This is a genomic window from Nitrosarchaeum sp. (assembly GCF_025699065.1).
Lineage (GTDB): Archaea > Thermoproteota > Nitrososphaeria > Nitrososphaerales > Nitrosopumilaceae > Nitrosarchaeum.
Window position 1 is genome coordinate 1 of sequence record NZ_JAILWF010000003.1, and the last position, 26,767, is coordinate 26,767.

General features: G+C 31.6%; 39 protein-coding genes and 2 tRNA genes. 16 read left to right on the forward strand and 25 right to left on the reverse strand.

Translation table 11 applies throughout. From position 1 onward, the window contains the following. The first annotated feature begins 214 nt into the window (after positions 1–214). Positions 215–820 carry a hypothetical protein gene (locus tag K5782_RS03730; RefSeq protein WP_297464083.1) on the forward strand — a complete coding sequence of 202 codons (606 nt, stop codon included), beginning with the start codon at positions 215–217 and terminating at the stop codon, positions 818–820. A 65-nt stretch (positions 821–885) separates the two neighbouring features. On the opposite strand, the gene K5782_RS03735 is transcribed toward K5782_RS03730, so the two are convergent. Further along, positions 886–1,191, reverse strand: a complete 306-nt coding sequence (locus tag K5782_RS03735) for a DNA-binding protein (protein ID WP_297464084.1) — start codon at positions 1,189–1,191, stop codon at positions 886–888. A 280-nt stretch (positions 1,192–1,471) separates the two neighbouring features. On the opposite strand from K5782_RS03735, the gene K5782_RS03740 reads away from it, so the two are divergent. Together K5782_RS03740 and K5782_RS03745 are read left to right on the forward strand one after the other, a co-directional pair. Beyond that, positions 1,472–1,900, forward strand: coding sequence for a hypothetical protein (locus K5782_RS03740; RefSeq protein WP_297464085.1), 429 nt, complete (start codon positions 1,472–1,474; stop codon positions 1,898–1,900). A gap of 258 nt (positions 1,901–2,158) precedes the next feature. Further along, positions 2,159–2,260: transfer RNA gene (locus K5782_RS03745), tRNA-Leu, on the forward strand. Positions 2,261–2,305: 45 nt separating this feature from the next. Here K5782_RS03745 and K5782_RS03750 read toward each other — a convergent pair. Then, positions 2,306–2,428 (reverse strand): hypothetical protein, encoded by a 123-nt coding sequence (locus K5782_RS03750; RefSeq protein ID WP_007549928.1) that lies wholly within the window; start codon positions 2,426–2,428, stop codon positions 2,306–2,308. A gap of 187 nt (positions 2,429–2,615) precedes the next feature. On the opposite strand from K5782_RS03750, the gene K5782_RS03755 reads away from it, so the two are divergent. Both K5782_RS03755 and K5782_RS03760 read left to right on the forward strand, forming a co-directional pair. Further along, the gene (locus K5782_RS03755; protein ID WP_297464086.1) at positions 2,616–3,233 is read left to right on the forward strand and encodes a hypothetical protein; all 618 of its coding nucleotides are present in this window, start codon (positions 2,616–2,618) and stop codon (positions 3,231–3,233) included. 1 nt (position 3,234) lies between these two features. Next, positions 3,235–3,858, forward strand: a complete 624-nt coding sequence (locus tag K5782_RS03760) for an HD domain-containing protein (RefSeq protein WP_297464088.1) — start codon at positions 3,235–3,237, stop codon at positions 3,856–3,858. 5 nt (positions 3,859–3,863) lie between these two features. Here K5782_RS03760 and K5782_RS03765 read toward each other — a convergent pair whose 3' ends face one another. Together K5782_RS03765 and K5782_RS03770 are read right to left on the reverse strand one after the other, a co-directional pair. Beyond that, positions 3,864–4,046 carry a hypothetical protein gene (locus K5782_RS03765; protein WP_297464089.1) on the reverse strand — a complete coding sequence of 61 codons (183 nt, stop codon included), beginning with the start codon at positions 4,044–4,046 and terminating at the stop codon, positions 3,864–3,866. Positions 4,047–4,164: 118 nt separating this feature from the next. After that, positions 4,165–5,007: a cobalamin-dependent protein gene (locus K5782_RS03770; RefSeq protein WP_297464090.1), complete on the reverse strand. Its 843-nt coding sequence runs from the start codon at positions 5,005–5,007 to the stop codon at positions 4,165–4,167. 254 nt (positions 5,008–5,261) lie between these two features. Here K5782_RS03770 and K5782_RS03775 point away from each other — a divergent pair, with 254 nt between their 5' ends. Then, positions 5,262–6,641, forward strand: a complete 1,380-nt coding sequence (locus K5782_RS03775) for an NAD(P)H-binding protein (RefSeq protein WP_297464091.1) — start codon at positions 5,262–5,264, stop codon at positions 6,639–6,641. Positions 6,642–6,648: 7 nt separating this feature from the next. On the opposite strand, the gene K5782_RS03780 is transcribed toward K5782_RS03775, so the two are convergent. Then, positions 6,649–7,194: a YbgA family protein gene (locus K5782_RS03780; RefSeq protein ID WP_297464093.1), complete on the reverse strand. Its 546-nt coding sequence runs from the start codon at positions 7,192–7,194 to the stop codon at positions 6,649–6,651. Positions 7,195–7,337: 143 nt separating this feature from the next. Here K5782_RS03780 and K5782_RS03785 point away from each other — a divergent pair, with 143 nt between their 5' ends. After that, positions 7,338–8,237, forward strand: a complete 900-nt coding sequence (locus tag K5782_RS03785; RefSeq protein WP_297464094.1) for a peptidase — start codon at positions 7,338–7,340, stop codon at positions 8,235–8,237. Positions 8,238–8,267: 30 nt separating this feature from the next. Here the strand turns inward: K5782_RS03785 and K5782_RS03790 are convergent, their stop codons facing one another. From K5782_RS03790 to K5782_RS03805, 4 genes are read right to left on the reverse strand one after another with little or no spacing between them, the layout of a single operon-like run. Continuing rightward, a complete protein-coding gene (locus K5782_RS03790) occupies positions 8,268–8,576 on the reverse strand; it encodes a hypothetical protein (protein WP_297464095.1) in 309 nt (102 codons plus the stop codon). Continuing rightward, positions 8,573–9,553, reverse strand: a complete 981-nt coding sequence (hemB, locus tag K5782_RS03795; protein WP_297464096.1) for a porphobilinogen synthase — start codon at positions 9,551–9,553, stop codon at positions 8,573–8,575. The genes K5782_RS03790 and hemB overlap by 4 nt, the downstream gene beginning before the upstream one ends. Positions 9,554–9,584: 31 nt before the next feature. Continuing rightward, on the reverse strand, positions 9,585–10,850 hold the full coding sequence (hemA, locus tag K5782_RS03800) for a glutamyl-tRNA reductase (protein ID WP_297464097.1): 1,266 nt from the start codon (positions 10,848–10,850) through the stop codon (positions 9,585–9,587). Further along, on the reverse strand, positions 10,847–11,500 hold the full coding sequence (locus tag K5782_RS03805) for an NAD(P)-dependent oxidoreductase (protein WP_297464099.1): 654 nt from the start codon (positions 11,498–11,500) through the stop codon (positions 10,847–10,849). Before K5782_RS03805 ends, hemA begins: the two co-directional genes overlap by 4 nt. Before the next feature lie 106 nt (positions 11,501–11,606). Between K5782_RS03805 and K5782_RS03810 the strand changes: the two genes are divergently transcribed. Next, the gene (locus K5782_RS03810; RefSeq protein WP_297464622.1) at positions 11,607–12,623 is read left to right on the forward strand and encodes an Lrp/AsnC family transcriptional regulator; all 1,017 of its coding nucleotides are present in this window, start codon (positions 11,607–11,609) and stop codon (positions 12,621–12,623) included. Here the strand turns inward: K5782_RS03810 and K5782_RS03815 are convergent. From K5782_RS03815 to K5782_RS03870, 12 genes are all read right to left on the reverse strand, one after another. Continuing rightward, a complete protein-coding gene (locus tag K5782_RS03815; RefSeq protein ID WP_297464100.1) occupies positions 12,620–12,958 on the reverse strand; it encodes a hypothetical protein in 339 nt (112 codons plus the stop codon). The two genes, K5782_RS03810 and K5782_RS03815, sit on opposite strands and share 4 nt — an antisense overlap. Before the next feature lie 7 nt (positions 12,959–12,965). Continuing rightward, positions 12,966–13,961: an aldo/keto reductase gene (locus tag K5782_RS03820; RefSeq protein WP_297464101.1), complete on the reverse strand. Its 996-nt coding sequence runs from the start codon at positions 13,959–13,961 to the stop codon at positions 12,966–12,968. Further along, a complete protein-coding gene (locus tag K5782_RS03825; RefSeq protein WP_297464102.1) occupies positions 13,958–14,503 on the reverse strand; it encodes a DUF1802 family protein in 546 nt (181 codons plus the stop codon). Before K5782_RS03825 ends, K5782_RS03820 begins: the two co-directional genes overlap by 4 nt. Beyond that, positions 14,503–15,180 (reverse strand): chlorite dismutase family protein, encoded by a 678-nt coding sequence (locus K5782_RS03830; RefSeq protein ID WP_048109508.1) that lies wholly within the window; start codon positions 15,178–15,180, stop codon positions 14,503–14,505. Before K5782_RS03830 ends, K5782_RS03825 begins: the two co-directional genes overlap by 1 nt. Positions 15,181–15,224: 44 nt before the next feature. Next, positions 15,225–15,437: a DUF167 domain-containing protein gene (locus tag K5782_RS03835; protein ID WP_297464104.1), complete on the reverse strand. Its 213-nt coding sequence runs from the start codon at positions 15,435–15,437 to the stop codon at positions 15,225–15,227. A 55-nt stretch (positions 15,438–15,492) separates the two neighbouring features. Beyond that, a complete protein-coding gene (gene sufC / locus K5782_RS03840) occupies positions 15,493–16,263 on the reverse strand; it encodes a Fe-S cluster assembly ATPase SufC (RefSeq protein ID WP_048109510.1) in 771 nt (256 codons plus the stop codon). A gap of 100 nt (positions 16,264–16,363) precedes the next feature. Continuing rightward, a complete protein-coding gene (locus K5782_RS03845; RefSeq protein ID WP_007549954.1) occupies positions 16,364–17,320 on the reverse strand; it encodes a TFIIB-type zinc ribbon-containing protein in 957 nt (318 codons plus the stop codon). Beyond that, complete coding sequence (locus K5782_RS03850; RefSeq protein WP_297464105.1) at positions 17,317–17,583, reverse strand: Gar1/Naf1 family protein; 267 nt, start codon at positions 17,581–17,583, stop codon at positions 17,317–17,319. The genes K5782_RS03845 and K5782_RS03850 overlap by 4 nt, the downstream gene beginning before the upstream one ends. Positions 17,584–17,657: 74 nt before the next feature. After that, positions 17,658–17,957: a signal recognition particle subunit SRP19/SEC65 family protein gene (locus K5782_RS03855; RefSeq protein ID WP_297464106.1), complete on the reverse strand. Its 300-nt coding sequence runs from the start codon at positions 17,955–17,957 to the stop codon at positions 17,658–17,660. Positions 17,958–17,961: 4 nt separating this feature from the next. Then, on the reverse strand, positions 17,962–18,342 hold the full coding sequence (locus K5782_RS03860; RefSeq protein WP_297464107.1) for a 30S ribosomal protein S8e: 381 nt from the start codon (positions 18,340–18,342) through the stop codon (positions 17,962–17,964). A 61-nt stretch (positions 18,343–18,403) separates the two neighbouring features. Further along, positions 18,404–18,982 carry an SMC-Scp complex subunit ScpB gene (scpB, locus tag K5782_RS03865; RefSeq protein ID WP_297464109.1) on the reverse strand — a complete coding sequence of 193 codons (579 nt, stop codon included), beginning with the start codon at positions 18,980–18,982 and terminating at the stop codon, positions 18,404–18,406. A gap of 53 nt (positions 18,983–19,035) precedes the next feature. Further along, a complete protein-coding gene (locus K5782_RS03870) occupies positions 19,036–19,710 on the reverse strand; it encodes a chromosome segregation protein ScpA (RefSeq protein WP_297464110.1) in 675 nt (224 codons plus the stop codon). A 95-nt stretch (positions 19,711–19,805) separates the two neighbouring features. Between K5782_RS03870 and K5782_RS03875 the strand changes: the two genes are divergently transcribed. Together K5782_RS03875 and K5782_RS03880 are read left to right on the forward strand one after the other, a co-directional pair. After that, positions 19,806–20,858, forward strand: a complete 1,053-nt coding sequence (locus K5782_RS03875) for an alcohol dehydrogenase (protein WP_297464111.1) — start codon at positions 19,806–19,808, stop codon at positions 20,856–20,858. A gap of 46 nt (positions 20,859–20,904) precedes the next feature. Continuing rightward, positions 20,905–21,657 carry a response regulator gene (locus tag K5782_RS03880; RefSeq protein ID WP_297464112.1) on the forward strand — a complete coding sequence of 251 codons (753 nt, stop codon included), beginning with the start codon at positions 20,905–20,907 and terminating at the stop codon, positions 21,655–21,657. Here K5782_RS03880 and K5782_RS03885 read toward each other — a convergent pair. Continuing rightward, positions 21,646–22,146 carry an AsnC family transcriptional regulator gene (locus K5782_RS03885; protein ID WP_297464113.1) on the reverse strand — a complete coding sequence of 167 codons (501 nt, stop codon included), beginning with the start codon at positions 22,144–22,146 and terminating at the stop codon, positions 21,646–21,648. The two genes, K5782_RS03880 and K5782_RS03885, sit on opposite strands and share 12 nt — an antisense overlap. 69 nt (positions 22,147–22,215) lie before the next feature. Then, positions 22,216–22,779: a YkgJ family cysteine cluster protein gene (locus K5782_RS03890; protein WP_297464114.1), complete on the reverse strand. Its 564-nt coding sequence runs from the start codon at positions 22,777–22,779 to the stop codon at positions 22,216–22,218. Positions 22,780–22,897: 118 nt separating this feature from the next. Here K5782_RS03890 and eif1A point away from each other — a divergent pair, with 118 nt between their 5' ends. Both eif1A and K5782_RS03900 read left to right on the forward strand, forming a co-directional pair. Then, complete coding sequence (gene eif1A / locus K5782_RS03895; RefSeq protein ID WP_048110302.1) at positions 22,898–23,209, forward strand: translation initiation factor eIF-1A; 312 nt, start codon at positions 22,898–22,900, stop codon at positions 23,207–23,209. A gap of 108 nt (positions 23,210–23,317) precedes the next feature. Then, positions 23,318–23,509, forward strand: a complete 192-nt coding sequence (locus K5782_RS03900) for a cold-shock protein (protein ID WP_007549969.1) — start codon at positions 23,318–23,320, stop codon at positions 23,507–23,509. Positions 23,510–23,598: 89 nt separating this feature from the next. On the opposite strand, the gene K5782_RS03905 is transcribed toward K5782_RS03900, so the two are convergent. Next, positions 23,599–23,725, reverse strand: a tRNA-Tyr gene (locus K5782_RS03905). Positions 23,726–23,840: 115 nt separating this feature from the next. Here K5782_RS03905 and K5782_RS03910 point away from each other — a divergent pair. Together K5782_RS03910 and K5782_RS03915 are read left to right on the forward strand one after the other, a co-directional pair. Then, a complete protein-coding gene (locus K5782_RS03910; RefSeq protein WP_297464116.1) occupies positions 23,841–24,452 on the forward strand; it encodes a hypothetical protein in 612 nt (203 codons plus the stop codon). Between the two features lie 109 nt (positions 24,453–24,561). Then, positions 24,562–24,972 carry a translation initiation factor IF-5A gene (locus tag K5782_RS03915; RefSeq protein WP_007549986.1) on the forward strand — a complete coding sequence of 137 codons (411 nt, stop codon included), beginning with the start codon at positions 24,562–24,564 and terminating at the stop codon, positions 24,970–24,972. Positions 24,973–25,033: 61 nt separating this feature from the next. Here K5782_RS03915 and K5782_RS03920 read toward each other — a convergent pair whose 3' ends face one another. Continuing rightward, entirely contained in the window at positions 25,034–25,378 is a 345-nt protein-coding gene (locus K5782_RS03920; RefSeq protein WP_297464118.1) for a hypothetical protein, read from the reverse strand. Positions 25,379–25,488: 110 nt separating this feature from the next. On the opposite strand from K5782_RS03920, the gene K5782_RS03925 reads away from it, so the two are divergent. Then, a complete protein-coding gene (locus K5782_RS03925) occupies positions 25,489–25,791 on the forward strand; it encodes a hypothetical protein (RefSeq protein WP_297464119.1) in 303 nt (100 codons plus the stop codon). A gap of 83 nt (positions 25,792–25,874) precedes the next feature. After that, positions 25,875–26,588 (forward strand): hypothetical protein, encoded by a 714-nt coding sequence (locus K5782_RS03930; RefSeq protein WP_297464120.1) that lies wholly within the window; start codon positions 25,875–25,877, stop codon positions 26,586–26,588. The last annotated feature ends 179 nt before the right edge of the window (positions 26,589–26,767 follow it).

Sequence of the window (26,767 nt, forward strand, 5' to 3'; positions counted from 1 at the left end):
CTCAAAGAAAAAGTCCAAAGCTCCATCAAAGAAGGCCTCAAAGAAAAAGTCCAAAGCTCCATCAAAGAAGGCCTCAAAGAAAAAGTCCAAAGCTCCATCAAAGAAGGCCTCAAAGAAAAAGTCCAAATCTAGAAGATAATTTTATCTCATTTAGATAACATTCAGAAATATCGTTAGTGTTAAAGTAGGCTTTATCTTTAGAATTTTAATTAAAATGAAAAAACGTGGTCCTATAATTGGGATTTCTGGTTTAGTGTTAGTGATTGTATCTCTTTTGATTATCGTATCTGTTTTTCCAACTTCTAGTTTTACTGATGGCGATTTTTATGCTCCTTCTATGTTTGAAGGAATGTTTAATCAAATATCTGAAAAAATCTCAATTCATCCTGGTGGATTAGGATATTACTCTTACAGTCCAAAATCTTATGATATTCCTTTGTTATGGGGAGTTCAAATACTCGATTACCATAATGGGGACAATCTTTCTATTTCTATTTCTAACATTTATGGAGATGATTTCGGTGTATTTCCACAAGATGGTCCAATAATTTTTGAAATGCTAGAAATTACTAAATCTGACACATTAAACTTTGAAATTCAAAATCGTGGTTCTAGAATGGTTGACATTGTAGTGATGATTTCTGAAGATCCTGATAACTCTAATGGGTTATCAAATCCAAATTCTCCATTTATGAATATAATTTTACCTTTAGCAATATCTGGTATTTTATTGATTTTCGGTATTTTTATGTTAATTATAGGGATTGTTTTATACTTTATAGACTGGAAAAATATTCAAAACAATAAACGAAGTTTCTGAATGATTATTTTGCTTAAATCATAATTTTTGAAACTAGTTGATGAATAAAAAATCTACATTAAAAATTACTGTGGATTGATTTCCATCTTGCCGAATTTGCCTTTTGTTAAGGAAACTTCTCCTTTGAATTCATTTGTGTATCCGTTTGTAATTACTACTGTATCTCCTACATTTACTGCTTTAATGTCATCTCCCCATAATGTTAGTTTCATGTCATCTGCACCGTCAGATATTATTGCATCGCATACATCAACAGTACCTCCTGTTTTGAGATTCACTGTTCTTGATTCTCCTTTACTTTTTACTTCAGCTTTAAGATTAATACCACTTCGCATTTTTTTTACTTCTGCTACTGATTGAAATTCTGCCATGTGTTTTGACTCTAGTTTGGACAATTATAAGCTTTTTTAAATATTTTTGATTGATTAAAAAAGTTCAAATTAATCTCAAAAAATATCTTGAGATTTTCCAAACCTACTGATTTGGTAGTATGAACAATAAAAATATGTGAAAATTATGTTGATTTTAGTATTTTATGTTCGATCTGGAATAATTTCATATTTTTGTTATAAATGACGATTATGCCCAATTATTACCATTAATTACCATTTATTACCAATAGTATATATATCCCAATATGAAATCAATGTCATGAATACACAAAACCCACAATCAAATCAGTCGGGCAATGCATATTCATTGTACAAGCAAAATGTTCAAAAATACTTTGAAAACGTTACAAAAAATGTACCACAGTATTTTCAATCAATGACCCATTTGCAAGAAGAATGTGTCAAAGCTTGCGAAAAAACAATCGATGCTTCACTCTCAATGCAGCAAGAATTTGCAAAAAAGAATGGTCTTTCAACTGAAATTCCAGATGCAATGAAAACTACATTTGTAGATATTAACAAGCAAGTTGTTCAAGCAAATACTGTCCAAAATCAAATTGTAAAAACCACAATTGATGCAACAGTACAAAATATCAAAACATTCAATGATAACGTAAGCGCTTTTGCTGACTTGAATAGAAACATTGTCCAATCTTGGATAACTCCATTCACACAAGTAAAAAACTAGTGTGAGTGATTTTTCTTTTTTATTTTTTACATCTTATTTTATGATCTTTTACCCTGGTAATCACTAATTACCGAGTGAGATTTTTGGTTTATCCTATTTTATTTTTTCACAAAACGTGTTATCTTTATTTTTTAGACTATTTTTGTAATGTTTCCTACTTGGAAAATATATTCTAAAAAACTCTTGACATTTTACGATCTTTTATCAAATTTTAATCCAATAGCAATCGAAAAATATCGGTCATTATTGAGTCTCATTGCAGAGGTATCGAAGCCCGGTCAACCGAGAAGGACTCAAGATCCTCAAAAATAGGAAATCCTTTCTCTCAGGAGTTCGTGGGTTCAAATCCCACCCTCTGCACTATCCTCTTAAAATTCTGAAAATATTCGATGTTTTTTGAAAAATTTAGGCTACGATTTGTTTTACTTTGGTAATGGAATGTTTTGAAATTTTCTTGTGCATCATTGCAATATTTTCATCTTTGAATGTAAGATTGCATCTAAAACATTTCCATCTTCCTTCTGCCATGTGTTGTATATACGTAATTTGCTTATAAGTATATTGAACGATTTATGCAATTTCTTCCAATTTCTGATCATTGATCTGTTTTTTTTGTAATTTTTTGTCTTTTTACGATCATTTTGATGTATTTTCATGCTTAAAGTTCAATCCAAGGGTTTAGAAATAAAAAAATCCTGATTATATCGAAGATAAGTTGGATATTTTAGAAATTATTACCGAGTTTTCTTATTTTGGAATTTTTCTTATTCTCATTGGAGTAAACGCTTCTCCAATACTAGTACCGCCGACATGGATTATTCTATCATCATTTTATGCATTAGATCCAAGTTTGAATTTGATAACACTTTCAATAATTGGAGCGACTGGAGCAACAATTGGAAGATTCATTTTAAAAAACATAAGCAGTTATTTTAGAAAATTTGTGGGTTCTGAACAACAATCCAATCTTGATATAATTGGTGATTTTCTTAATAGAAAAAAACATGGATACTTGATTGCATCTTTTCTATTTGGAGCTACCCCACTTCCCAGTAATATGTTATTTATTACATATGGTTTGATGAGGGCAAAAAGTTTTGGACTATATGTTGGATTTTGGTTTGGAAGAGCTTTATCTTATTATGTGATGTTGTCTATCAGTAATATTGTTTTAACCCCACTTCTTGAAATTTTTGAAGAACGCTATGTTGGAATTTTATTATTAGATGGAATAAGTATTGGAAGTGTTATATTTTTCATGTCCATTAATTGGGCTCATTTAATTACATATAAAAAATTAAAATTTGTAAGGCCTAGATTGTGGAGATTTTAATATGAATGTTGTAACTTTGTTAAAAAAGAAAGTACGGGGGTTAATGGATAATGATTCTGCACACGACTTTGCTCATATAATGCGTGTGTATAAAAATGCTCAAATGATCTGTAAAAAAGAACGAGTAAACAAAAAACTTGTTCTCTGCGCAGTTTTGCTTCATGATATTGTTTCATATCCAAAGTCTGATAAACGTTCAAAGCTTTCTTCAATACAAAGTGCTGAAAAATCAAAAAAAATTTTAAAAAAATTTAATTTTACTAATGAAGAAATTCAAATAATTTCTGATGCCATACGTGATCATAGTTTCTCTCAAAATAAAGTTCCTTCAACTATGGTTGGTAAAATTCTTCAGGATGCTGATAGATTGGATGCCATTGGTGCGATAGGAATTGCTCGAGTTTTTGCAGTCGGTGGTTTTGAAAAAAGACCATTCTATAATGTAAAAGATCCATTTTGTAAAAATAGACTTCCAGACGATAAAATTTGGACCCTGGACCATTTTTATCAAAAACTACTCAAATTGGAATCCCTCATGAATACAAAATCTGGTAAAATTGAGGCCAAAAAAAGAACCAAAATTTTGACTAATTTTTTGAATCAACTAAAAAATGAAATTCAATAGTTAATTCAATTTTTCTTGCCTCTGGCTCTAGTTCTCAAAACCGCTTTACAACAAATACATCGAGTATCGTCAAGTGACAAAAATATGCCACAAAAAGTACATCTTTTTTGTCCAATTTCATATCTGATCTTATTTGGAACTGGCTCTGCTTTATGCATCTGACAAATTCCTCTACATGTTCTACCCATTAAATTTCACCATAATGATTCGTAATTGGTTCTTTTTTCGCATATTTCATTTACGTGTTATATTGATATAAACTGAAATTGAATATGAGACTAGTGCTAATTTTTAATTATGTTGTTTTTATGTCGTTCTGATAATTTTTGGAATTTCATCTAAATTTACATCCTGAATAACTTTGGCATTAAATTTATGAGTTTTTTCAGATTGAAATGCAAATCCACCTACTAATATTGGAATATTGTATTGATCTTTTATTTTCTTGACTAATCTTTGACCTGCTGGTATATTGTCTTCCAAAGTTATTGAAAGCAATACTATGTCTGGTTTGTTATATTCAATAAAACTAAGTATTGATTCTGTAGGTATTGCTGTTCCTATGTTGTATACTTTAAATCCTTTTATTGAAAGATATGTCTCTAACACATCACATCCTAAATGATGCTCTTCTCCAAGTGGAACACATACTAGGATTTTCTTTTTGTTTGCACTACCTGACACTTTATCCATTATGATTTTAACTAGTGTTTGGGCAACATTACTTGCAACATGTTCTGTTGCTATGCTGATTGTATTGTCTGCCCAGTCTTCTCCTATTTTATACATCACTGGCCTTAAAATCTTATCAAAAAAATCAACTGGTTCGAAAATTTTTATATATTCTTCATAAATTTTTACAGATGATTGGATATCACCATCAGTTAATTTTTTGTAAAGTGATTGCTTTAATTTTTTTGTTGATTCCTCTCTTTTTGTTATGTCTTTTGGATTATGTGATGCCAAAATTGCTAATATTTTTGGATCATTTCTATAGTCTAGTGGTATGTCATCTTTAACCACTTCAGATGCTTTTCCTAAATATTTTACAATTTCTTGTTTTGATGTATTTTTTTTAGAATTCCAGACACTTTTTACTAAGTATAGATAATTATCTGATTTTACTTTTTTAGCTCTAATGTATACCATGTTGAAATTTGATGCTACAAACTATTTAATTAATGCTAACCTTGATATCTAGTGCTAAATTTTTTATACTTCTGATCAATTTAGCCTTGTTTTGAAACATATTTTCAATTTTTCTTAGTATTTGGCACTAGTACTATACTGTAGCACTAGTTTAAATAATTAACTTGATTAAGCGTTTGTATGTATGTTTTCTATGGTTTGCAGTTTTCTTGTTTGAAAATGGATGCATCACGTAAAACCAAATTAAATAAATTATGACTCAAAAAATAGATAATCATACATCTCCTGAACTTCGTCCTTATTCCATATTGGTTACGGGGGCTGCAGGATTTATTGGTTCTAGGTTAATTTCAACATTATCTTATTCTGGTTTTACTGTTAAGGGGATGAGTAGAAGAAAGCTTTCTAATACACATAATGTAAAATATGTTCAAGCTGATGTTTTTGATGTTGAACAATTAGAAAAAGCAATGACTGGAATTGACATTGTGTATTATCTTCTCCATTCAATGGAAGGAGATAAGGATCACTGGAGAGAATTTGCAGCTAGAGAAAGAATTCAAGCTCAAAATTTTCTCAAAACAGCTACCAAAGCTAATGTAAAAAGAATAATCTATCTTGGTGGGTTAGTAAATGATAGCTTGGAATTATCTCCTCACATGCAGAGCAGAAAAGAAGTTGGTGAAATCCTCGCCTCTGGTGTTATTCCTGTTACTCAATTAAGAGCATCTCTGATTATTGGTGCTCAAGGAGGTTCATATGCAATGCTCAGATATCTTGTAGAAAGACTACGAATAATGGTTACCCCATCATGGGTGAAATCACTTGCACAACCAATTGCAGTTGATGATGTTATAAAATATCTTATAGGCTGCATGAATCATCCTGAAACAAGTGGTAAAATCTATGAAATTGGGGGTCCAGATAAAATGACCTATGAAGAATTGATGCGTGTATACTCTGCTTATCTAAATAAAAATCTCTTTGTAATCCAAATTCCATTTTTAACAACTAGGCTTTCATCTTATTGGGTGGATCTAATTACCCCTGTGAAGGCTTCACTAGCACGACCTTTAATTGATAGTTTAGTTCATGATACTGTCGTAAATGATGATTCTATTACTAAAATTATTCCAATTCGATTAAAATCAGTTAGAGAATCAATTGATATTGCAACAAAAGAGATGAGAGAAAATCCTCCCAAAATAAATTCAAGAGAAGAAAAAACTGGTTTTCAAATAAATCAAAAACTCTTACTTGGCTCTTTAATTGCGATGGCAATAATTGGAACTACATATTATTGGCTTGATGATAGGCCTGAAGTTTATGCGCCTATTTGGTTTTTAGCTGGAATTATTTGGTATGTCGGAATTGCATCTGCCATTATTTTTGTTAATAGTAAAACCAGATTGGGATTTATGATTAGTGGTATTTTGTCTTGGATGACTCTGATTTTTTGGTCACTTGATAACTTCAATCTTATTTTTAATACTTCCATATTGGTCGCATCTCCAAATGAAATGTTTACTTTAAGGAATTTTATAGGAATTCCTGTTGTATCGATTGCCATAATTGCATCCCATAACACTTTTCACAAGGTAATTGATTATCAAAATAAAGGAAAACCAGTTTAGATTTTAATTATTCATGCTCTTTGATATTTACTGGTTGAAATATTGTTTTATGTTCAATATCTGAATATAGCAAAAAATACGTTTGACTTGCAAGATATGTATTATCAAAACGATAGGTAATTGGGCTGATTTCTAAGAGAATTTCACCTATTGTTTTTTTATTCTCTCTAAATTGTTCTAAACCATTCAAAAATACTCTTTTTTCATTTTGATCTAAATGTTTTAAAAAATAACCAAAAATATGCATTATTACATTGGAATGTGTTTTGATCGTTGGGTTTTTCCCCATTGCAAGTCTTAGATGATTTTCATATTCTTGTAGTATTTCTGAAAATGGTATTTTTTTATGACTTGCAACAATATTTCCTAATTTTTTTAGTTCTACTTGATCATGAGCCATTAACATGAATTTGTTGGTTGAATGAAATGCTAACATGTTTTTGTATTTATTTGAACTTTTTACATCTTCAAATCTTTGTATTACATAATCTGATATGTCTTTTTCCGATATTTTACAATCTTTATCATTAAAATATGGATTTAGTTTAGCCACTTTTTCATTTTTATTTCATTACTTAAATAATCCATTTCTTTTTTTTGCAATTGGCACTAGTTTTTAAAATTTTTTTCTTGATAATTAGCACTAGGTTATAATTTAGCACCATCTTAAATATTATAAATTCTAACAATCTCGTAATGAAAACAACAATTGCCGTCATAACCGCTGTTTTATTGGTTGGCTCAATTACTTCATTTGCTAGTGCAGAAGGAGTCCCAGATTGGGTAAAAAATAATGCAGGATGGTGGGCAGATGGTATCATATCTGAATCTGAATTCATTCAAGGAGTTCAATTTTTGATAAAAGAAGGTGTAATTGTAATTCCTCCAACAACTGTATCTGAAGAAAAATCTCAATCAGTTCCTGATTGGGTAAAAAATAATGCAGGATGGTGGGCAGATGGAACAATAACCGATAAAGAATTTGTAAATGGTATTCAACATCTGATAAAAACTGGAGTAATTTCTGTTTCTGCAGAAGCCAAATCTTCTGATTCTTCAAATTCTTCAACTACTGATCCAAAAATTGCTTCCCTTGAGGTAGAATTAGAAAAATGTGCTGACATTAAAAAAGCATACGAACGACTAAACTGTGAGAAAGCAGCAAAACATGAAATTGAATCATACGTAATTATTACAAATGGTCAATCATTCAATGCAGGTCCATTGACATATTATTGGACAGGTCTAGGTACTGAAGGAAATTCATTTGAAATTACTGAAAGTGGACAAGCCATTTTATCCCTCAGAATTTTAGCTTTTAACACCAGTACTGAAAATATTTCTATGATGTGTACTGGTCCTGCAGTCTGTAATTATGATGTTTGGAATGGTGATAAAGCATTCAAGTATTCTGGAATGGATTTCACAAATGGACAAATTGTAGTAAAACCTAGTACCTCTGAAATATTTAACATGTTATTTGGACCAAACATTGGATATGGTGGAACTACGTTTGAATATGATGCATCTAAGGAATATTACTTTAGAATATCTGAACCATATGGCAAGGTATCTATTCCTTTAGGGCTACCATAGGCTTTTTTTCTTAAATATTTTTTATTTTTTTTACCCATAGTCAATATATCGGTTATATCTCTTCTCAACTTCTATGTTTGTTCCGGAAATAATTTTTTGATATTCTTCTTGTTTTCTTAATTCAATGTATTTTACTATCTCTGTAAGATTGTCTGTTTTGTATGATTCAAAGACAGGTTCCATCATTTTTAGGTATTCTAAAACTTTTTTCCTATATTCTTCACGAGTAGGATTTTTAATTTTATTTAATCTAAACCAAATAACTGCCCAACTTGAACCTACTATATGCGGTAATAAATCAAAAGCCCTTTCTATCTCAAAACGTTCGTCGTTTCTCATGCTTTTTGAAGAAACTTTGCTGCAGATTTTGCAAAATATGTTACAATCATGTCTGCACCAGCTCGTTTAATTGAATAAAGTATCTCTTCTGTTATGTCTTTTTCATTTACCCAACCTTGTTTTGCTGCACCTTTTACTAATGCATATTCTCCAGATACGCTGTATGCTGCAACTGGAACATTGAATCTTCTACGGGTTTCGGCTATCAAATCAAGGTATGCTAAAGCTGGCTTAATCATTACGATGTCTACTCCTTCGTTGATGTCAGTTTCAACCTCCATCATTGCTTCGCGTGCATTTGTAAATGGAACTTGGTACGTTTTTCTATCCCCAAATTTTGGTGCACATTCTGCTGCATCCCTAAATGGTGAATAAAATGATGAACGATGCTTTGCAGAATGTGACATTATGGAAACGTCTTTGAAACCTTCTTCGTCTAATGCTTTTCTAATAGCTAATACCTGTCCATCCATCATTGCAGAAGGTGAAACAGTATCTACACCAGCTTTTGCTTGACTAACTGCAATTTTTGCTAGTGTTTCTAGACTGGAATCATTATCTATTTTATCTCCCTTGATTATTCCACAATGACCCGTGGATGTAAATTGACATAAGCATACATCTGCCATGATTACTATTTTATCTCCAAAATTTTCTCTGATTTGAGAAATTGCCTTTTGAACAATTCCTTTATCATCAAATGCTGAAGTACCAGCATCATCTTTCTTTGTAGGAATTCCAAACAGCATGATAGATGGGATATTCAGATCAGAAATTGTTCCAATTTCATCATTGATGTCTTCTAAAGGTAATCTCTCAATTTCTGACATTGATTCTACTTTTATTCTAGATTTGAGGTCTTCTTGAACAAATACTGGGCAAATTAGATCTCTTGATGTTAAAGTGGTCTCCTGAATTAATTCTCTCATTTTCTCTGATGTTCTTAATCTACGAAGCCGTCTAGTTGGAAATGACATCACCAAAATTTATTCTGGGTCAGATATAATTCTAGTCTAATTCTTTTTGTTTTTTATAGTCAAATAATTTACTTGCTATTTCGATAATATCTGGCTCACCTTGTTCTGATGCCTTACGGATATTGTTCATAGGTGTTGATACAATGCTTTCTACTACGGCCTTTGTCAATTCTTCGATTATTTTGATTTTTTTCTCATCTTTTTCATTAAGCATTTGAAGTGCTTTTTGTAATTCTTTTACCCTTAGAGAATCTATATTTTTGAAGACATCTTTCACCAATGGTTCTGCATCTAATCTTTTCATTGAAGCCTCTAGTACAGATACCTCCTCACTAATTATATTTTCAACACTTTTTACCTTGTTTAATCGCGATTTCATATTTTTTTCAACCATCTCGGCAATTTGATCTAAATTCATTAATTTCACTGCACCTATAGTTGCGACTTTCTCATCAACTGTTCTAGGATTTGATAAATCTAGAATCATCATTCCGCTTTTCTTTATTTTCATCGCTTTTACTATTCTTTCTTGAGTAACTAAAAAGTAAGGAGCAGTTGTTGCTACAAATAATACGTCATAATTTTCAAATCCAGATAGAACATCTTCAAATTTTACAGGTTTGCCTCCCATGGTTTCGCAAAATGCCTGAGATCTATCCATTGTCCTACTAGTTACGACAAAATCATATCCTCTTCGTACAAGTGATTTTGCAACAAGCGTTGATACCTCCCCAGTTCCAATTAGCAAAATTTTCTTTAGTTTTAACTCATCTACGTTTTCTTCAGCTAATTTTACTGCCATTGACCCAACTGAAATACCTCCACGATTAATTCCAGAAGAATTTCTAATTCTTGTTCCTATTCTGATTGCTTTATCAAATAAATTATTCAGGTGTTGACCGGAAGCTTTTGCATTTCTTGCTGATGTAATAGAGTTTTTTATCTGTCCTAGAATTTGCTCTTCTCCTATGACCATCGAATCTAATCCTGATGTTAGTTTTAGTAAATGATGAATAGCTTCCACGTTTTCAACAAATTCTATGTTTTCTTCAAACGCTTCTTCTTCTAATCCTGTTAGTGAGGCCCATGTTTTTTTGATTTTGCTAATATTGTATTTTTTTGCTTTTCCAAATAGTTCTATTCTATTACATGTTTGAATAATCACGCATTCATCCAAACCTGAATGTTTTTTGAAGTGAACATATGCATTTTCTAAATCTCTTATGGTAAATCTCTCAAGAATATGAATAGGTGCGTTACGAAAAGTAACCCGTGCATTGATTATGTTTTGGTTCATTTCCAGTTTCTCAATATTATTCTAGCTTGTTTCTCTGCTTTTTTCAGTTGACCTTCTTTTATTAACTGTTTGATCTTTTTATTACTCATTATACTATTGAGGTAGTTTTTTCTTTCATTTTGGGTAGCGATCTTGTTTTTTGCAATTTCTCTTACAATATTTTGAATTTTTATTTGACCAATTTCCTCTTTTGTAATTAATTTCTTGAATATTTTCTCTGACTCAATTCTCAATTTTTTAGCCATTGCTGGACTTTTCCCACTTGTAAAGATTGCAATCTGAATTAAATTATCAAAATCGATAATTGCAGGATTAGAAAAATCGCTTAATTCTGAATTGTCAGAGCTATATGCTATGATTTTTTTACTTTTAGCATCATGGATTATTTTTTGATTTAGTTTTTTATCGTTTGTTGTTGTAATTACTATGTCTGGTTTATAGATTGAAAGAATAGATGTATCTTGAATTTTTTGTTTTTTAAATTTAATTTTTTTATTTTTTATTAGATTTTTTATCTCATTATTTATTGTGCTGCTAATTACTATGATCTGGCACTTTTCTTTTAATAATGATTTAATTCTTTTTAGTGCTTCATTTCCTCCTCCGATAACGACGACTACTTTGCCCTGAAGATTTAGATTAACTATCACCGATCAAAACAACTACCGTTTCTATTTATACATTAAACTCTAATGCGTAATATCCTAGCTACATTTTTAATTGAATAATGAGATTGATGGTATATTGACTCAATCCATGGATGATTTGGATAAGGAAATTCTTAATGAGATTCAATGGACTTTTCCACTTACACCAAAGCCTTTTGATGACATTGCAAAAAAATTTGAAACTACTCCTGAAATTATCAAAGAACGACTAGTAAATCTTAAAAAAATCGGAGTATTGCGACAGCTAAGTGCAATATTTGATACACGACGACTTGGTTACAAAAGTTCCTTGGTGGCAATGGAAATTGAATCTGATAAATTAGAATATGTGGCAAATCAAATTAATCGTCATCCTGGTGTAAGTCATAACTATGAACGAGATCATCAGTTTAATCTATGGTTTACTCTAGCAGTCCCACCTGGCTCAGATTTAAAATCTGAAGTTGACAAATTTTCTGTTTTAAAAGGAATTAAAAAAGTTAGAATGCTTCCCACAATCCAATTATTCAAAATTGGAGTAAAACTGGATATGGTTGATGAAAAAAAACATGATATTGCACCAACTGAAGAAAAAAAAGAAATTAAAAATATAAAATTTGTTCCTACTGAAGAAGACAAAGAATTCATCCGTGAATTACAAAAAGATATGGATATTGTTGATAGGCCATTTTTAATTCCTGCAAAAAAACTTGGACTCACTGAAAATGAATTATTTGATAAACTAAAGTATTATGAGGAAATAGGAGTCATGAGAAGATTTGCCGCAATTTTGCGACATAGAGAAGTTGGTTTTACAGCTAATGGCATGATTGTTTGGAATGTGCCTGATGATAAAATTTCAGAAGTTGGTTCAAAATTAGGTGCTTTCCCTCAAGTCAGTCATTGTTACCAAAGACCAACATATCCTGATTGGCCATACAGTGTATTTTCTATGATTCATTGTAAATCTGAAAGTGAAGCAGGAGAGGTTGCAAAAACCATTCAAAATCAAATCAATGTGAATGATTACAAGATATTGTTTAGCACACGTGAATTTAAAAAGACACGTGTTGAATATTTTGTTGAAAATAGTTTTACTTTAGAAGAAACAATCTCAGCATCTTAGAATTCGTTTTCATCGTGTCCTGCCACATGAATCATACAAAAGTATTGATCATTCATGTTGCAATAATACTCTGAATTATTCCCACAAATCTTACATGGTGGTTTTTCATCATGTTTTGATAGTTTTGTGTGATATGCTTTACTTCTAACAGTTTTGTTTGAATTTTTGTAAATTCTTGTCATGCTTGAAAAATATTTTAAATCTAAAGGACTTAGTTCAGCATTATTTTTAATTTTTTTAACTATAGCATTCCATTTTTTATATTCTCCAATCTTTGCAAATTTCATTTTGTCTATAATTTCTAATGTCTTTATGACATCCAATGGTTTGTCCATTTGAAAACTAATTTGCTTGAGTTGCTTTTAATTCGTATGTAGGCCAGGTATTATACAAGTCATCAATCTCTTTCATATCTGAGGAATTCAGATATTTACCATCTGATATTGCTGCAAATGATTCAATTTCTTCAACACTTACAACTGTGGGTAAAACAGATCCAATTGATTTTTTTGATAAGATGAATTTAATTGCAAATTCTGTTATGTTTAATCCGTTTCGCTCAGCAATTGGTCTGAACTGTTCTACTTTTTTTAGTGCCTCTTGTCTCCATTCTTGTTTTCTGTCTTTTCTATGATCATTGCTTGGAATTACTGTCTCTGCTTTTACTTTACCTGTGAGAATTCCTGATGCATCAGGCACTCTGACTAAAATTCCAACATTTTGTTTATCTGCTTTTTCAATTAATTCATTTCCTGGTGTTTGTTCTAAAATATTATACACTGTTTGAACTGCTGTGACGCTTTTTCTTTCCATAGCTTCTAGTCCTTCCTGTGTCCATCCTATTGCTGGACCAAGTGCCACTTGTGATGCTTTTATTTTTCCTTCCTGGATTAAATTATCAAATAAATTAAACGTGGTGTTGTCTCTAATATGATTTAATTTTGGATTATGTAATCCATAAACATCTACATAATCTGTTTGTAGTCTTTCAAGTGATGCACTAAGTGCCTTTCTTGTAAACTCTGGTTCAAAACTTTGAGGTAGTTCTGCATGTCCTATTTGTTCTGCATTTGCAAAATCATATCCGTATTTTGTCGAAATTACTATCTCATTTCTCATTCCTTTGAAAACTTGTCCGATTAATTTCTCAGTTATTCCTTTACCATACATGTCAGCTGTTTCAAAGAAATTAATTCCTAAATCGTATGCTTTTTTGAGCATTCGTTTTCCTTCGTCTTCTTCTATCTTCTTACCCCACCAATCAAGACCTAATGTCCATGCCCCAAATCCAATTTCAGATACCTTGATTCCGCTTCTCCCTAATGTCTTATACTTCAATTTACTATCTCCTTGAACTCATCTAGTTTTGATTCAATTTCTATATTACTCAAAACGGTTTTTCCCTTTGTAATTTCTTCATTTATGTTTATCCAAGATTTGCAACCCTGGTATTCAGATTTTAATGGTATACTTAATTCCGGAATCTTATAGACTTTTAAAAACATGGCTTTCATAGGATTCTCTGGTTTCCAATTTCTTCTTTCATTGATGTAGGAATCACTCCAAATATGAAATGGAGATAATTTTTTTATTGTCTCTTCTACTGAAATGTCTATTTCTGCCAATATTTCGGCATACGATGTAATTCTATTAAATCCGTTTTTTGGTGGGTTTGATTTTACTTGTTCAAGATATTTATGAAATTGTGGTTTTATGTGACTGTGTTCTTGATGTTCTTGTGTGGGAAACAATAGAAACTTTTTTGATTCAATCCTAAATCCTGATGTGACATCTAATATTCCACCTTTTCTTAAAAGAACTGTTTGATCCCCGTTTTCTAGTGCACTAACAATAGTTGCCCATTCTTTTAGAGATTCCACTATCCAAGACTTCCTATCAAAGGAACAATGTCTTTTTTAACACATACGATCATTGGAGTGTCTTTTTGTACATATTTTGAAACTCTTGTTTCTCTCAAATCCATTATCAAATCTTGAAAATCTCTAATTTCGTCCACTTCAAATGCTAACATGAAGTCTTCATCATGAATGCCAAAAGAATATGTTGTATTAAGTATGATCTGTGGATATTTCCTACTGACTTCAATATGCTCATCCATTATTGATTGTCTTTCTTCTTTTGGTAGTAGATACCATTCTCTGGTTTTTGTAAATGGATAAACTATTACATGTTTTTTCATTTCTTCATCTACAATAAACCCTAATGGTTTTCCAGACTTTATGTAGATTGAAGGTCTAGTGCAAGACAAATACGTTTTTGCTGGTATGATATATTTTCCAAAAACCGTTGTGTATAGTTTTTCTATTACCTTTTGAATCTCATCTACAGTTTTTGCTGCAAACCAAAACAAAAAGTCTGCATCATCTCTTAATCCTAATGTTGAATATGTTCTAAATTTTATTCCTGAATTTTTAATTACATTTTCTACTTCTTTTGCAGATTCAGCTTTAGCTAAATCTGCCATCCATCTCCATTTGGGATCTACCTTGAAAAACGAGAAATTAAAAAAATACTGCTCTTCATTATTTGATTCCATGCTTTTCCATTTTTAAAACCCTATTTAAACAAAAACTAGATTCTCTAATCTTGTATTTGTATAATTTTTTGACTTGACTTATGTCCTGATTTTATTTGAATCATTGATGTTGAAACTTTGAAATGTTTTGCAATTTTTTTTATGATTTCTTTATTAGCTTTCCCTTTGATGGGTTTTGTTTTTATTCCTATGGTGATTTGGTCTTTCTCAATACTGAAAAATTCTTTGTTAAACTCTACATTAACTTTGAATAGCAACAATGATATCAAAAATCATTCATGTTTATTCTTTTTAAAAATATATTAAGATTGATTATGCTTTTTGTTCTAAAACCCAATCATATCCTTCGCTTTCTAATTTGTCTGCAAGGGATGCGTCACCAGTCTTTAAAACTTGACCTCTTGCAAATACGTGGACATAATCTAGTTTATCTAAAAATTTCAAAATTCTTGCATAATGTGTAATTACAATTATTGTAGAATCTTTTCCAGCAACCTTGCTAATTGCTTGTGCAACTGCTTGAACTGCATCGATGTCTAACCCAGAATCTGGTTCATCTAAAATTGAAATCTTTGGTTTTAAAACTGCCATCTGCAATACTTCGGCACGTTTCTTTTCTCCTCCTGAAAATCCCTCATTTAGATATCTTGAAAGAAACTCTTCTTTTAATCCAACCTTGTTTAAATTATCTTTGAGGTATTTCTGAAATTCTCTTACTGTGATGAATACTTCTCTATCGTCACCTTGAAGTGCTTTACTTAGTGAATTGTAAGCTGTTCTAAGAAAATGTGAAAAACCAACACCTGAAACTTCGGTAGGATATTGAAATCCTAAGAATAATCCTTTTTTTGCACGCTCATCAGCTGATAATTCTAAAATGCTTTCACCATCTAACAAAATATCTCCTTTAGTAACTTCGTATTTTGGATGTGCAAGTAATGTATATGCTAAAGTACTTTTTCCAGAACCGTTTGGTCCCATGATTGCATGTACTTCTCCTGGACCTGTTTTCAGATTTACTCCTTTGAGAATTTCTTTACCCTCACGAGTAACATGAAGATCTTTAATCTCAAGTACTGCCATAATTCAATTTTGATTCTTTCTATATATAATACCGACGAAATTTAGCTAATCCTAATAGAATTTTCTAAAATAAATAATAAAATGAAAAGGGGGGGGGGGATTAAAATTTGGCCAGAGATGGTCTCAAAGTAATTTTGAGTTTATAACATGTTAGAATCTCTTTACATCTGTTTCTGATTGTTACTTCTGTGACACCTGCAATACTTGAGACGTCTCTTTGAAGGACATTTTGTCCTAACAAAACTGAGGCTACATACAGATATGCGGCTGCAATTCCATTTGGTGCTTTTCCGTCTGCAATATTACTGTCTTTAGTTTTTTCTGCTATTTCTAAGGCTAGTCTTTCAACTCTAACTTCAGTTTGTGTCATGTTTGCAATCTTTGAGATGTATTTGTTCATAGTAACAACTGGGGCGCTTATTTGACCCATTTCCATTACCATGGTTCTATAGTATTTTGCTGCAAGTTTTGTTTTTGACTTGACATCTTTTGGTGCACATATTCCTCTACAAATTTCTTCTAATGATCTTACAACGTCGCATTGTTTACATGCCATGTAGATTGTAGCAGCTGTAATGCTTGATACAGATTTTCCTTTTACTTCTACATGTCCATCCAAGTTTCTGTAAATCATAGAAGCTGTTTCCAAGACATTTTTTGAAAGATTTAGACCATCACATGTCTCACCCATTTTTGATAAAACATTTGCTAACCTTCTTTCTCTTGGTGAAGAAACGCGTACCCTTTGTTGCCATTTTCTGAGATTGTGCATTTGATTAGCAACTTGATGGTTGATTGTTTTTCCACTAAAGTCCTTTGTGCTAATTGATATCTCAGTTGTTATTCCCAAATCATGTTGAGAATAAGTTGTTTGTCCTGTTGCTCTTGCTAGCTTCATCTTGTCTTCGAGATTTGAGCTCTTTGTTTCTGGACCATAATCTACCATCTGATCTGCAACAACTACGCCGCAACCAGAGCAGATTATTTCACCATTCTGAATGTCATCTACTAATGATGATTTACATTCAGGACAGCTTTGGGTTTGTAATATGTTCATTTTCTTCTTCTCCTAAATTTTTGTGTGTTTGCAGGAGAATGTTCAAATGCAAAAACGCTTTTGCCAATGTATTTTTTGATGTTATTTGTTAATGGAGTTGCTGACGCAAACGGTCTTTTTATTGGACCGATTAGTTCCATTATTTTTGCTACTTTAGTTCCTGTCTCGTCACAGAGTATTACTCCTTCATCTAACTTTTCAGTTAGCTGAATGATCACTCTGCCGCTACCGGCTAAGTGCATTATTTCACCTACCTCCTGCAATTAGAAATTGTAATCATGATATTGTTATCATAGACTTCTGTCAACTTTACTTTAGCTAAGAGCTAGATTTGATTTTATTTTGTTTGCTTGGCTCTTTTTGAAACTAATTTTTCTGAAATCTTGTTAAGAATATTTGTCTTACTAGTTCCTTTTGGTAAAATTATGTAGCCCGACCTGACATATGGTCTTCTTGGAAATCTTACTTTTTCATCAGTCTCTGTGATTTCAAATCCTGCTGCTTGTGCAGCTTCTGTTAATTCTTTTAGTGAAGGATCAAAAACACATTTCTCTTTTTCTAATTTCCTTCCTTTATCTCTTGGTAATGTCTTGTTAAAATAATCTAGCCAGATTACGACATGTTCGTAATCTTTCATTTTATCACTTTATTAAAACTGCGTTAACTATTCCTGTTTGTCCTGGTTTAGAAACTACTCTGCATTTTCCTGCATCTGTTTCTAATATCGCACCTTTTGTAATGATGCCTCTTCTTTGATAATCATTGTTTGTAGCATTTTCTAATACTTTGAGAATTTTAATTTTCTTAACTTTGGAATCTCCTGTTGCTAAGTTTACAAAATCAATTGTTTTCAAAGCTGTTTTTTTATTATTTCCTCTTACTCTTCTGGTAATTGTTATTTGTGCACCTGTGACTGATTCATTTGGATATCTATCGATTTCGTATTTTCTTCTAATCCTTGCTGGCTTTCTTCTACCTCCAGTTATTTTACTGGTTGCAAGATTTTCTACTGATTTTCGCACGAATGCTCTTTTAATTACTCTAATTTATACAAAACGCAAAAAATAGGCTTAGATAATTTGTTTAGTTTAGTTTTGTGATTATTTCAGGTGAGGAGTTTGTTTCTGACATCTTTGCTGTTTTTCTAACTTTGGAAAACAGTCTTTGTTTGAGATTTTCTACATCTCCTTGTATGCCAAAATATTTTTGGAATTTTTCTGTTGTATTGTAAATTTTTAATCTACCTACATTTTGATGAGTGATAAAGTCTAACTGCCTTAATTCTTTAAGATGTTCGTATACTCCAGAACCTCTAGTTTCAACAAGTTGTTTTGATGAAATTGGTTGCATATATGCAATATATGATAATGTCTTTAGGGTTGCATTTGGAAGAATGGGTTTTGATGCATATCTTTTGATTGTTGAACTGTATTCTGGTTTTAATTGAAATACATATGAACCGTCAGGTAGTGTAACTATCTCCAATGCCTTAAATGCTGATTTTGTCTTTTTCATTAACTCGTTGAGAATTTCGTATGTTTTTGTTCGTGACTCTGTGCCTGAAGCTCTGATCAGATCCTCTATTTTTAAGGGTCTTCCTGCAGAATAAAGGGCTGCTTCAATTTTAGCTATTGCTTCATCATTTGAATTGTTTTTTGTCAATTATCTGTTTTTCCTACAAAATCTACTTAAAGAAATCCTTTCTTCATTTTTGATCAGTTTGTTAACTTCTCCTTTATCAGAATGATTTTGATGTCGTCTTCTATTTGTTCCAAGTCTATTTTTTCATCTCTTGCCAAAAATAGAATTGCAAAAAAACATCTAATTGAATCAACTCCATCAAGATCTTTTATTATGTCCTGAAGCATACCGTGTCCTAAATCTGTAATTTTTTTAATAATCAAATCTTCGTATTTTCCAATAATGTTTTCAAGAGAAATAAAATACTCCTGAAAATCTGGAGCTTCTATTGGTTCTATATTCAGCTTATTTCTTCTGGATTGTGGATTGGCTATTGTACCAATCAAATTTTGTAGTAATCCTAACAAATCATCTAATGAAACAGGATAGGTTGATTCGTGTCTATATGGTATATCGATTAACTCTATGTCTACATCGGTTCTTTGTCTAATTGGTTTTTTCTCCATTGCAGCACGTTGTAATGCAAAAATACTTTCTACCTTCATTCTATAAATCAAAGAAGATGATAATGCGGCCATTCCTGCAACTCTAAGATCTTTTTTCCCACTTTTTTCAAGAATTTTAATTAATAAATCAAGAATTTGAATAAGATCAATATCCCACACATCTTTTTTAGCAACAGATGACGGATTAAACAAAATATTTACAGGTGCTTGTGAAATGCCATCAGGAGTCTGTTCTTCATTCACATACTTTGTCTATCTTTATTCAATAATATCTTAGGGCTCTATTTTTTTCTTTTATCCAGTCAACTCTTATATTGTTAAGACAGAATTATATCATTATGAAATCTGCTAGGATTACTGGTCCTAATGAGCCTTTAGTGCTTGTTGAAACAGAAACTCCTCATCCTAAAGATAATCAAGTTCTAGTCAAAGTTAAAGCCGTAGGCGTATGTCATAGTGATCTGCACCTTTGGGAGGGTGGATATGATTTAGGTGATGGTAAATTTATGAAAGTGACTGATAGGGGAGTGAAATATCCTGTAACTCCTGGACATGAAATTGTTGGAACTGTGGAAGAATCAGGTAATAATGTAAAGGGTTATTCAAAAGGTGATGAAGTTTTAGTTTATCCTTGGATCGGATGTGGTGTATGCCCTGCTTGTAAAGTAGAAAATGAAAATTTATGTGATGCGCCAAAATCTCTTGGTGTTTTTCAAGATGGTGGATATTCTCAATACTCGCTTGTTCCTCATTTCAAATATTTGGCAAAACTAAATGGTGTGGATCCAGAATCTGCAACTTCACTTGCATGTTCCGGTTTAACAGCTTACAATGCAATTAAAAAATCAAATCAAAATTCCCCTGAGTTTTTGGTAATAATTGGTGCAGGTGGATTGGGTTTGATGGGAGTACAAATTGCACACTCTATTACAAAATCTAAAATTATTTGTGTAGATTTAGATGATCAAAAATTAGAAATAGCAAAAAAAATGGGTGCTGATTTTGTTTTCAATTCCAAAGATCCTGATACTACTCAAAAAATAATTTCAACTTGTAATGGAAAAGGTGCTGACAGTGTTGTTGATTTTGTAAATGCTCCTCCCACTGCAAAAATGGGATTAGCAGTTCTAAGAAAGAGAGGGAATCTTGTTTTAGTTGGTTTGTTTGGGGGATCTATGGAGCTGTCTCTGGTTACAATTCCTTTAAAATCTATTGTAATTCAAGGAGCCTACACTGGAAATTATACTGATATGGTTGAACTGTTAGATTTAGCTCGAAAAGGAACAATTAATCCAATGATTTCGAAGAGATATTCTCTTGATGCTGCAAACACTGCTTTAGAGGATCTTAAAGCACGTAAGATTGTCGGACGTGCAGTGATTAATCCTTGATCCGATACTACAAAATGTTATAAAATAAAAAAATTATACCGTGATTATGACTTCCAAGGTAAATTATGAAGTGGCATTAACTCATTTGAAAAATAAACAATTCATCACCGCTCATAATTTATTTCTAAATCAAGCTGAATCTATGAAAAAAACTGAATATCTAAAGTCTGCTTTCTTGTACATGTTAGCTGCAGAATGTAAAACTAGGCAAAGTAAAGAATCCAAAGAAGAAATTGAAAAAGCTTGTAACTTATTTTTAGAATACTCGAAAAATAAAACGTCAAAAAATATTCAAGGCGCATTGTTATGTGCTGCAAAATGCCTGTTAATTCTTGGTGAATATGATAAAGCAAAAATTTCATATCAAAAAGCAAAATCGATGATTTCTTCAACCATTGAAGTTTTTAGACCTGTTGTAATTATTGACGATAGTAAAGCTGTATCGATGAAACTAAAAAATTATGTAGAAAAATTAGGATATGGTGAAATTTTACTTTATGAAAATGGAAAAGATGGAATAAAAGGTTGTCAAAAACTATTTTCTACAAATAAAAATCCAATCGTGCTTTTAGATATGGGACTTCCTGATTTAGAAGGAGACGTGGTTGCTACAAAGTTATTAAAAGAAAATCTTGATCTACAAATTATTGTAATTACAGCGGATGAAAAAACTACTCAGCGAGTAAATAAGACAATTAGTTCTGGGGTATCTGCATTTATTCAAAAACCATTCACTCTTGATGAAATACAAAAAGCAATTAGTATTGCTGAATCTGAATATTCCTTATTACAACAATAATAATGACATGTTTAAAATATTCACATCTTTGATATCTACTACGTTTATTCTGTAATCTATTAATTCGTCAGAAAACTTCTCAACAATTTTCTGTGCCGTATTTGACTTTCCAGAATCAACTTGTATAATTACTAACATATTCCACTCTCCATCCATGTTTGCAATAAGAAGATAATTATCTAATTTTGTAATGAATTCTTTAATTGAATCTTTAATCGAGTCTAGTGATTTTGATGGTTTTAATTTCATTAAGATGGTTTGATATTCATTAATTCCAGATACGTCTGTTAGTACAGCTTTGTATCCTTTGATGATCCCGCTTTTTTCTAATCTTTCTATTCTCTTTCTAATTGTTCTATCTGATACATCATGACCCGATTTTTTTAATTCTGATGCAATTTCTTTAGATGGTGTTCTTGCATTGTTGTTAAGAATTTCAATGATTTTTTGGTCTACTTTATCTAAATCTGACCACACGTCATCACTCATAGAAGAATGATCTTTTACATGCTTTTGAATTTTTGCTTAAAACATCACTAACATGTTTGATTTCTCTATCTATTCTTCTAGAATCCAGCCTGTTTTTATTTTACTTGTATCTGATTCTTCTCCGATCCCAGTAGCATATCTCCATATGAGAGGCGCGTCTGTTATCATTTTTGTTTTGATTTTTAATAATGATTCTATTTCTGAATTCAAATTTTTATCTGCGGTACCATGTTCTTTGCAAAATTTACATTTTTGATCTAGTGTTATTGGATCTGATTCTATTAATGGATAAGTCATACATGCAAGAGGTCGTTTATTGTATATTTTGCATGGAAATCCACCATGAGGTGATCTATCTGATGTTTTAGTATCTAAAAATGGGCATGTGTTCCCATTTGGTTCTATTCCCATTAATTGATATGCTAATATCTTTGTTGGACTAGATTCTCCATTTTCTGATATTCCTATTCTTGGTAAAATTGATATTTCTAATCCATTTATTTTTGCAAGACCTTCTATCCTTTCTTTTTCTTCAGGTAGTATTAACACTCCAATCTTTCCAAATTTTTTATTGGGATAATATTCTCTTTCGATACAACACTGAGAACAGTCCTTAATACAACTAAATTCCATGAGATATTTTTATTCTATACGAATAAAATTCCTTGTAAGTGTTAAATTTATAAAAAACTTCTAATATTTTTGTTCAAATAATCCCCACAGTTATATGCTCATAACTGTAGTGTATGCTATGGGTAAACGCCAAGTCAAAAACGAAAGTGCCTTAAAAGAAATACGTTTGCCTGAAGAAGGTGAGATGTTTGGTCGTGTTCTTAAAATGCTTGGAGGTGAAAACGTAATGGTAAAATGTACCGATGGTGTTACCCGAAGAGGTAGAATTCGAGGTAAACTGAAGCGTAGAGTTTGGATACGCGATAATGACATTGTCATAATTGCACCTTGGGATTTTAATGAGGCTGAACGGGGTGACATTGTTTGGAGATTTACCTTACCACAAGTTGAATGGTTAAAAGATAACAATCACATTGCCAAAGACTTCTAAATTCGTTTATTCGTCTTTATGCTAACTTTGGTTTGAATATCGTTGTCTTTTGTCAGATCTATTTTGATAACTTATCTTAATATACGGAATAATTCTGTAAATAATCAAATGGAACAAGGCACCGTAAAGTGGTTCAACCGCACGAAAGGCTTTGGTTTTATCGAAAGAGAATCTGGTGACGATCTATTCGTTCACAAATCAGATGTTGATGGATTCATCAATGAAGGCGATAAAGTCGAGTTTGTAGTCGGCGAAGGTCAAAAAGGACCAGCTGCTCAAAAAGTCAAAAAAACAGCATAGACAATAGATATTTTTATTAATTTAAGAGTTCATCATTGTTTTCTTAAATTAGTCTATTTTTTTATTATTTTTAAAATTTAAAAAAACCATGGTCCCAAGCGACGGAGTTGAACCATCGACAACCCGGTTTCTGTATGCCTGATATGCTGTTATTCAGTCAGCCATCTAAAGCCAACAACTACAGCCGGGAGCTCTACCAGGCTGAGCTAGCTTGGGACAAAAACAACGAAGTATTCTAGTATTAAAAAACTATCGAAGCCAAACTATTCTGATTAGAGATCGTATGTGTTTTGTATAGGCATAAATACCATCTTTTAAGAAAAGAAGTTTGTTGACCGAACAGCAACTATCTTACTCTGGTTACGTCTGTGCTCCTTATCTACACAATCATGAGTCTGTTAAATTAAAAGACATATGGATGTCTTCAAGTAATATTGAGGCATTATATTTTGTAACTGGAACATTTTCAGATGAGAGTAAACCTTACTTTTCTGAATCATCGAATCATTATATTTTGGGAAAATTCAAAGATAGTCAATTTATCATAGATGATTTAATCAAACACAATCAAGAAAAAACGTCTTTTATTTTTAATGTGCAAAACGAATTATTTCAAAGAATTGTATCGGGGGAGACAAATTTTGTTACTGTTTATTATTTAGAATATGGGGAATCTCATGATGATTTTCAAGAAGTTGCAGATATTTTATTAAAACGAGAAAAAATCCGCGTTGGTGGATTAGGTCACATGAATACATATTGCAAATTACCTCAAAAATTCACTTTTCCATACTCAAACAATGTTGTAATAATTGAGGTTGCTAGTGAAAAAGGTCATCAAAGCGTAAAAAAGTACTGCGACCAAACTAAACGAGATGTAAATCGAAAAGGGTTAACGATGACTAATTTGTTGAGTCTCTCAATTCTTGAAAAATTAAAGTAAAAACTATCTATTTAAATTACTGATGGATCATTTTAGTAATTTTTTACCAATTTTTGTAATTGCTTGAAAAAGTGTAAATGTTAAATATTCGACTAAAATCAGCTTCATCATGAGTAAGCCAGCTGATCTTGGTTCATTGAAAATAGGTTCTTACATTTTACTTCCAGTATCTGATCAACCCGATGGTGAACCTTGTAGAATTGTTGAATATGATACATCTAAACCTGGAAAACATGGTGCCGCAAAGGCCAGAATCGTGGGAGTAGGCGTATTTGATGGTCAAAAAAGACCACATGTTGGACCAGTTAGCATGCAAGTTCACATTCCGTTAATTGACAAAAGAGTAGGTCAAGTAATTTCAATAATTGGAGAAACTATTCAAATTATGGACTCGGAAACTTTTGAAACAATTGACGTCACTTTAATCGATGAGGAGATTAACGGAACTGTTGCAAATGGCCAAAATGTAGAATACTGGAATGTTATGGGCCGAATTAAAATTATGCGTATCAAAAGTTAATCCTCCATTAATTTTCATTGTGTTCTTTTAGTTTTTTCTGTGTTTATTTTATTTGGTTGATTTATGATTCAATACTATCGTGAAAATATTTATCTCTCCATGACATTATCTTATTGAAAATTTCCAAATAATTATCTTCTTTAGTAGTAATATGTATGTGACCATACACATCTTTAAAATAGCCTTCAAAAACCAAAGTGCATTGTTTTTTAAATAAAGGTACGGTTACTCCTACTTTTTTAATTTTCTTAAACTCATATTTGTCAATCTTAATGGTTTTTTCTCTGATTACTAACTGTTTTTTTAAATTATTTTTGTTGATATCCTTATCCACTTGACTAATGATTATATCCGGCCATTTTTGAGTATCAAGTGGCCAATGATGAATATGTACTTTATCTGCCAAGAAATTAATTTCTGAGAATTTATTATTAGACAATAACTAATTTTGATATTATTTCAACTTAAAGATATGTACAATTAGTTTACTAAATACTACTATGTTCTTAAAATTACATGGCTTCTTTTTATCATGCTTTATTTCTTCCATCTGTCTTTAATGGATTATTTTTAGCAATTGCAACTAAAACAGGCATTGATTTTTCTCCCAGTGGAATAGGCTTGATGATTTTTGATATTTTTCAGCCACTTGTAAATGAACATAATGTTTCTCTTTTTCGTTCTGTTGAAATTATGTTGCTACTGCTTCCGTGGATCTCATATGTGCTTGTTGTAATAAAATTTGGAATAAAAGGATTAGTGATTTTTGGAATTATCCTTTTAGTTAGTTATGTTGTCTTTAATTATTTTTTAAATTAGTGTATTTAAAAAATCTGACACCGATAAATCATCAGTAAGAAAGCTTCGAAATTACTTAATACAATTTAACAAATTATGCTGTAATGAAATACGTAAAATTGTTTTCAGCACTGGCAATTATTATGGCAGTTGCAATATCTCCTACGATTGGAGCATTTGCACAAACGGATGTTAATGCCGATGTTAGTATAACTGCTGAAAAATCTGACAAACAAATCTACAAAGAAAAACAACAACAAGTTCGTGAACAAATCAAAGAACAAAGACAGGATCTAAAGTCAAAGTTAACTGATTTGCAAAACTTGCGAAATGACCGATTATCTGCACATGCTGAGATAGATGTAGTTCCGTCATTGGAATTTACAGGTAAAGTATCTGGTTGGGCAGTTATTGGTGGTCAGGCAGTTCCTGCAACATTTGATCTTTCTGGTGAAGCCGGAAAAATTGGTCCACGTGGTTGGAAAATAATTGGAACCGCAACTGCTGAAATTGGAGATCGAGATATAACATTTGATCTTCAAGGTCATGCAAGAGGAAATCATGTTTCTCTTAAAGGAACAACTAACGAATTTGACAATGTAGTAATTCATCTCAATGGCTACTTTGCACCAGTATCTGATGACACTGGTTCATTTGCACTTGCATTTCACAGATCTGCAATTATCAATGAACAAGCACAAATCAGAATCCCATTGATACTAGTTGGTCAAGTAAATACTACTCCAATCGGTGATACCCTTCCACCAGTAGTTGAATCCGTAGATATATCGTCCGAATTGACGGCTCTTTTTAACTAAAGGCCATCTTTTTTTATTTTTTTGACAGTTTTTCATTATGGGATATATTTGTCTCTTCATTAGTAATGCCAATAACATGTCTGCTGAGAATTCAAGTAATACTTTGGAATATTCACAACTAAAATACTTCATCTCAAAAATTAATACGGATGCTGATGATGAGCGGAAAAGCCGTCTGA

Coding starts and splice junctions, on each gene's coding strand:
- sufC (WP_048109510.1), bottom strand. CDS start 16,263: ATGGCAGTACTTGAGATTAAAGATCTTCATGTTACTCGTGAGGGTAAA.
- K5782_RS03885 (WP_297464113.1), bottom strand. CDS start 22,146: ATGAGTGATGACGTGTGGTCAGATTTAGATAAAGTAGACCAAAAAATC.
- K5782_RS03845 (WP_007549954.1), bottom strand. CDS start 17,320: ATGAACATATTACAAACCCAAAGCTGTCCTGAATGTAAATCATCATTA.
- K5782_RS03900 (WP_007549969.1), top strand. CDS start 23,318: ATGGAACAAGGCACCGTAAAGTGGTTCAACCGCACGAAAGGCTTTGGT.
- K5782_RS03855 (WP_297464106.1), bottom strand. CDS start 17,957: ATGAAAGATTACGAACATGTCGTAATCTGGCTAGATTATTTTAACAAG.
- K5782_RS03890 (WP_297464114.1), bottom strand. CDS start 22,779: ATGGAATTTAGTTGTATTAAGGACTGTTCTCAGTGTTGTATCGAAAGA.
- K5782_RS03770 (WP_297464090.1), bottom strand. CDS start 5,007: ATGGTATACATTAGAGCTAAAAAAGTAAAATCAGATAATTATCTATAC.
- K5782_RS03760 (WP_297464088.1), top strand. CDS start 3,235: ATGAATGTTGTAACTTTGTTAAAAAAGAAAGTACGGGGGTTAATGGAT.
- K5782_RS03810 (WP_297464622.1), top strand. CDS start 11,607: ATGGATGATTTGGATAAGGAAATTCTTAATGAGATTCAATGGACTTTT.
- K5782_RS03735 (WP_297464084.1), bottom strand. CDS start 1,191: ATGGCAGAATTTCAATCAGTAGCAGAAGTAAAAAAAATGCGAAGTGGT.
- K5782_RS03880 (WP_297464112.1), top strand. CDS start 20,905: ATGACTTCCAAGGTAAATTATGAAGTGGCATTAACTCATTTGAAAAAT.
- K5782_RS03930 (WP_297464120.1), top strand. CDS start 25,875: ATGAAATACGTAAAATTGTTTTCAGCACTGGCAATTATTATGGCAGTT.
- K5782_RS03875 (WP_297464111.1), top strand. CDS start 19,806: ATGAAATCTGCTAGGATTACTGGTCCTAATGAGCCTTTAGTGCTTGTT.
- K5782_RS03925 (WP_297464119.1), top strand. CDS start 25,489: ATGGCTTCTTTTTATCATGCTTTATTTCTTCCATCTGTCTTTAATGGA.
- eif1A (WP_048110302.1), top strand. CDS start 22,898: ATGGGTAAACGCCAAGTCAAAAACGAAAGTGCCTTAAAAGAAATACGT.
- K5782_RS03740 (WP_297464085.1), top strand. CDS start 1,472: ATGAATACACAAAACCCACAATCAAATCAGTCGGGCAATGCATATTCA.
- hemB (WP_297464096.1), bottom strand. CDS start 9,553: ATGTCATTTCCAACTAGACGGCTTCGTAGATTAAGAACATCAGAGAAA.
- K5782_RS03775 (WP_297464091.1), top strand. CDS start 5,262: ATGACTCAAAAAATAGATAATCATACATCTCCTGAACTTCGTCCTTAT.
- K5782_RS03790 (WP_297464095.1), bottom strand. CDS start 8,576: ATGAGAAACGACGAACGTTTTGAGATAGAAAGGGCTTTTGATTTATTA.
- K5782_RS03785 (WP_297464094.1), top strand. CDS start 7,338: ATGAAAACAACAATTGCCGTCATAACCGCTGTTTTATTGGTTGGCTCA.
- hemA (WP_297464097.1), bottom strand. CDS start 10,850: ATGAACCAAAACATAATCAATGCACGGGTTACTTTTCGTAACGCACCT.
- K5782_RS03830 (WP_048109508.1), bottom strand. CDS start 15,180: ATGGAATCAAATAATGAAGAGCAGTATTTTTTTAATTTCTCGTTTTTC.
- K5782_RS03765 (WP_297464089.1), bottom strand. CDS start 4,046: ATGGGTAGAACATGTAGAGGAATTTGTCAGATGCATAAAGCAGAGCCA.
- K5782_RS03750 (WP_007549928.1), bottom strand. CDS start 2,428: ATGGCAGAAGGAAGATGGAAATGTTTTAGATGCAATCTTACATTCAAA.
- K5782_RS03815 (WP_297464100.1), bottom strand. CDS start 12,958: ATGGACAAACCATTGGATGTCATAAAGACATTAGAAATTATAGACAAA.
- K5782_RS03915 (WP_007549986.1), top strand. CDS start 24,562: ATGAGTAAGCCAGCTGATCTTGGTTCATTGAAAATAGGTTCTTACATT.
- K5782_RS03730 (WP_297464083.1), top strand. CDS start 215: ATGAAAAAACGTGGTCCTATAATTGGGATTTCTGGTTTAGTGTTAGTG.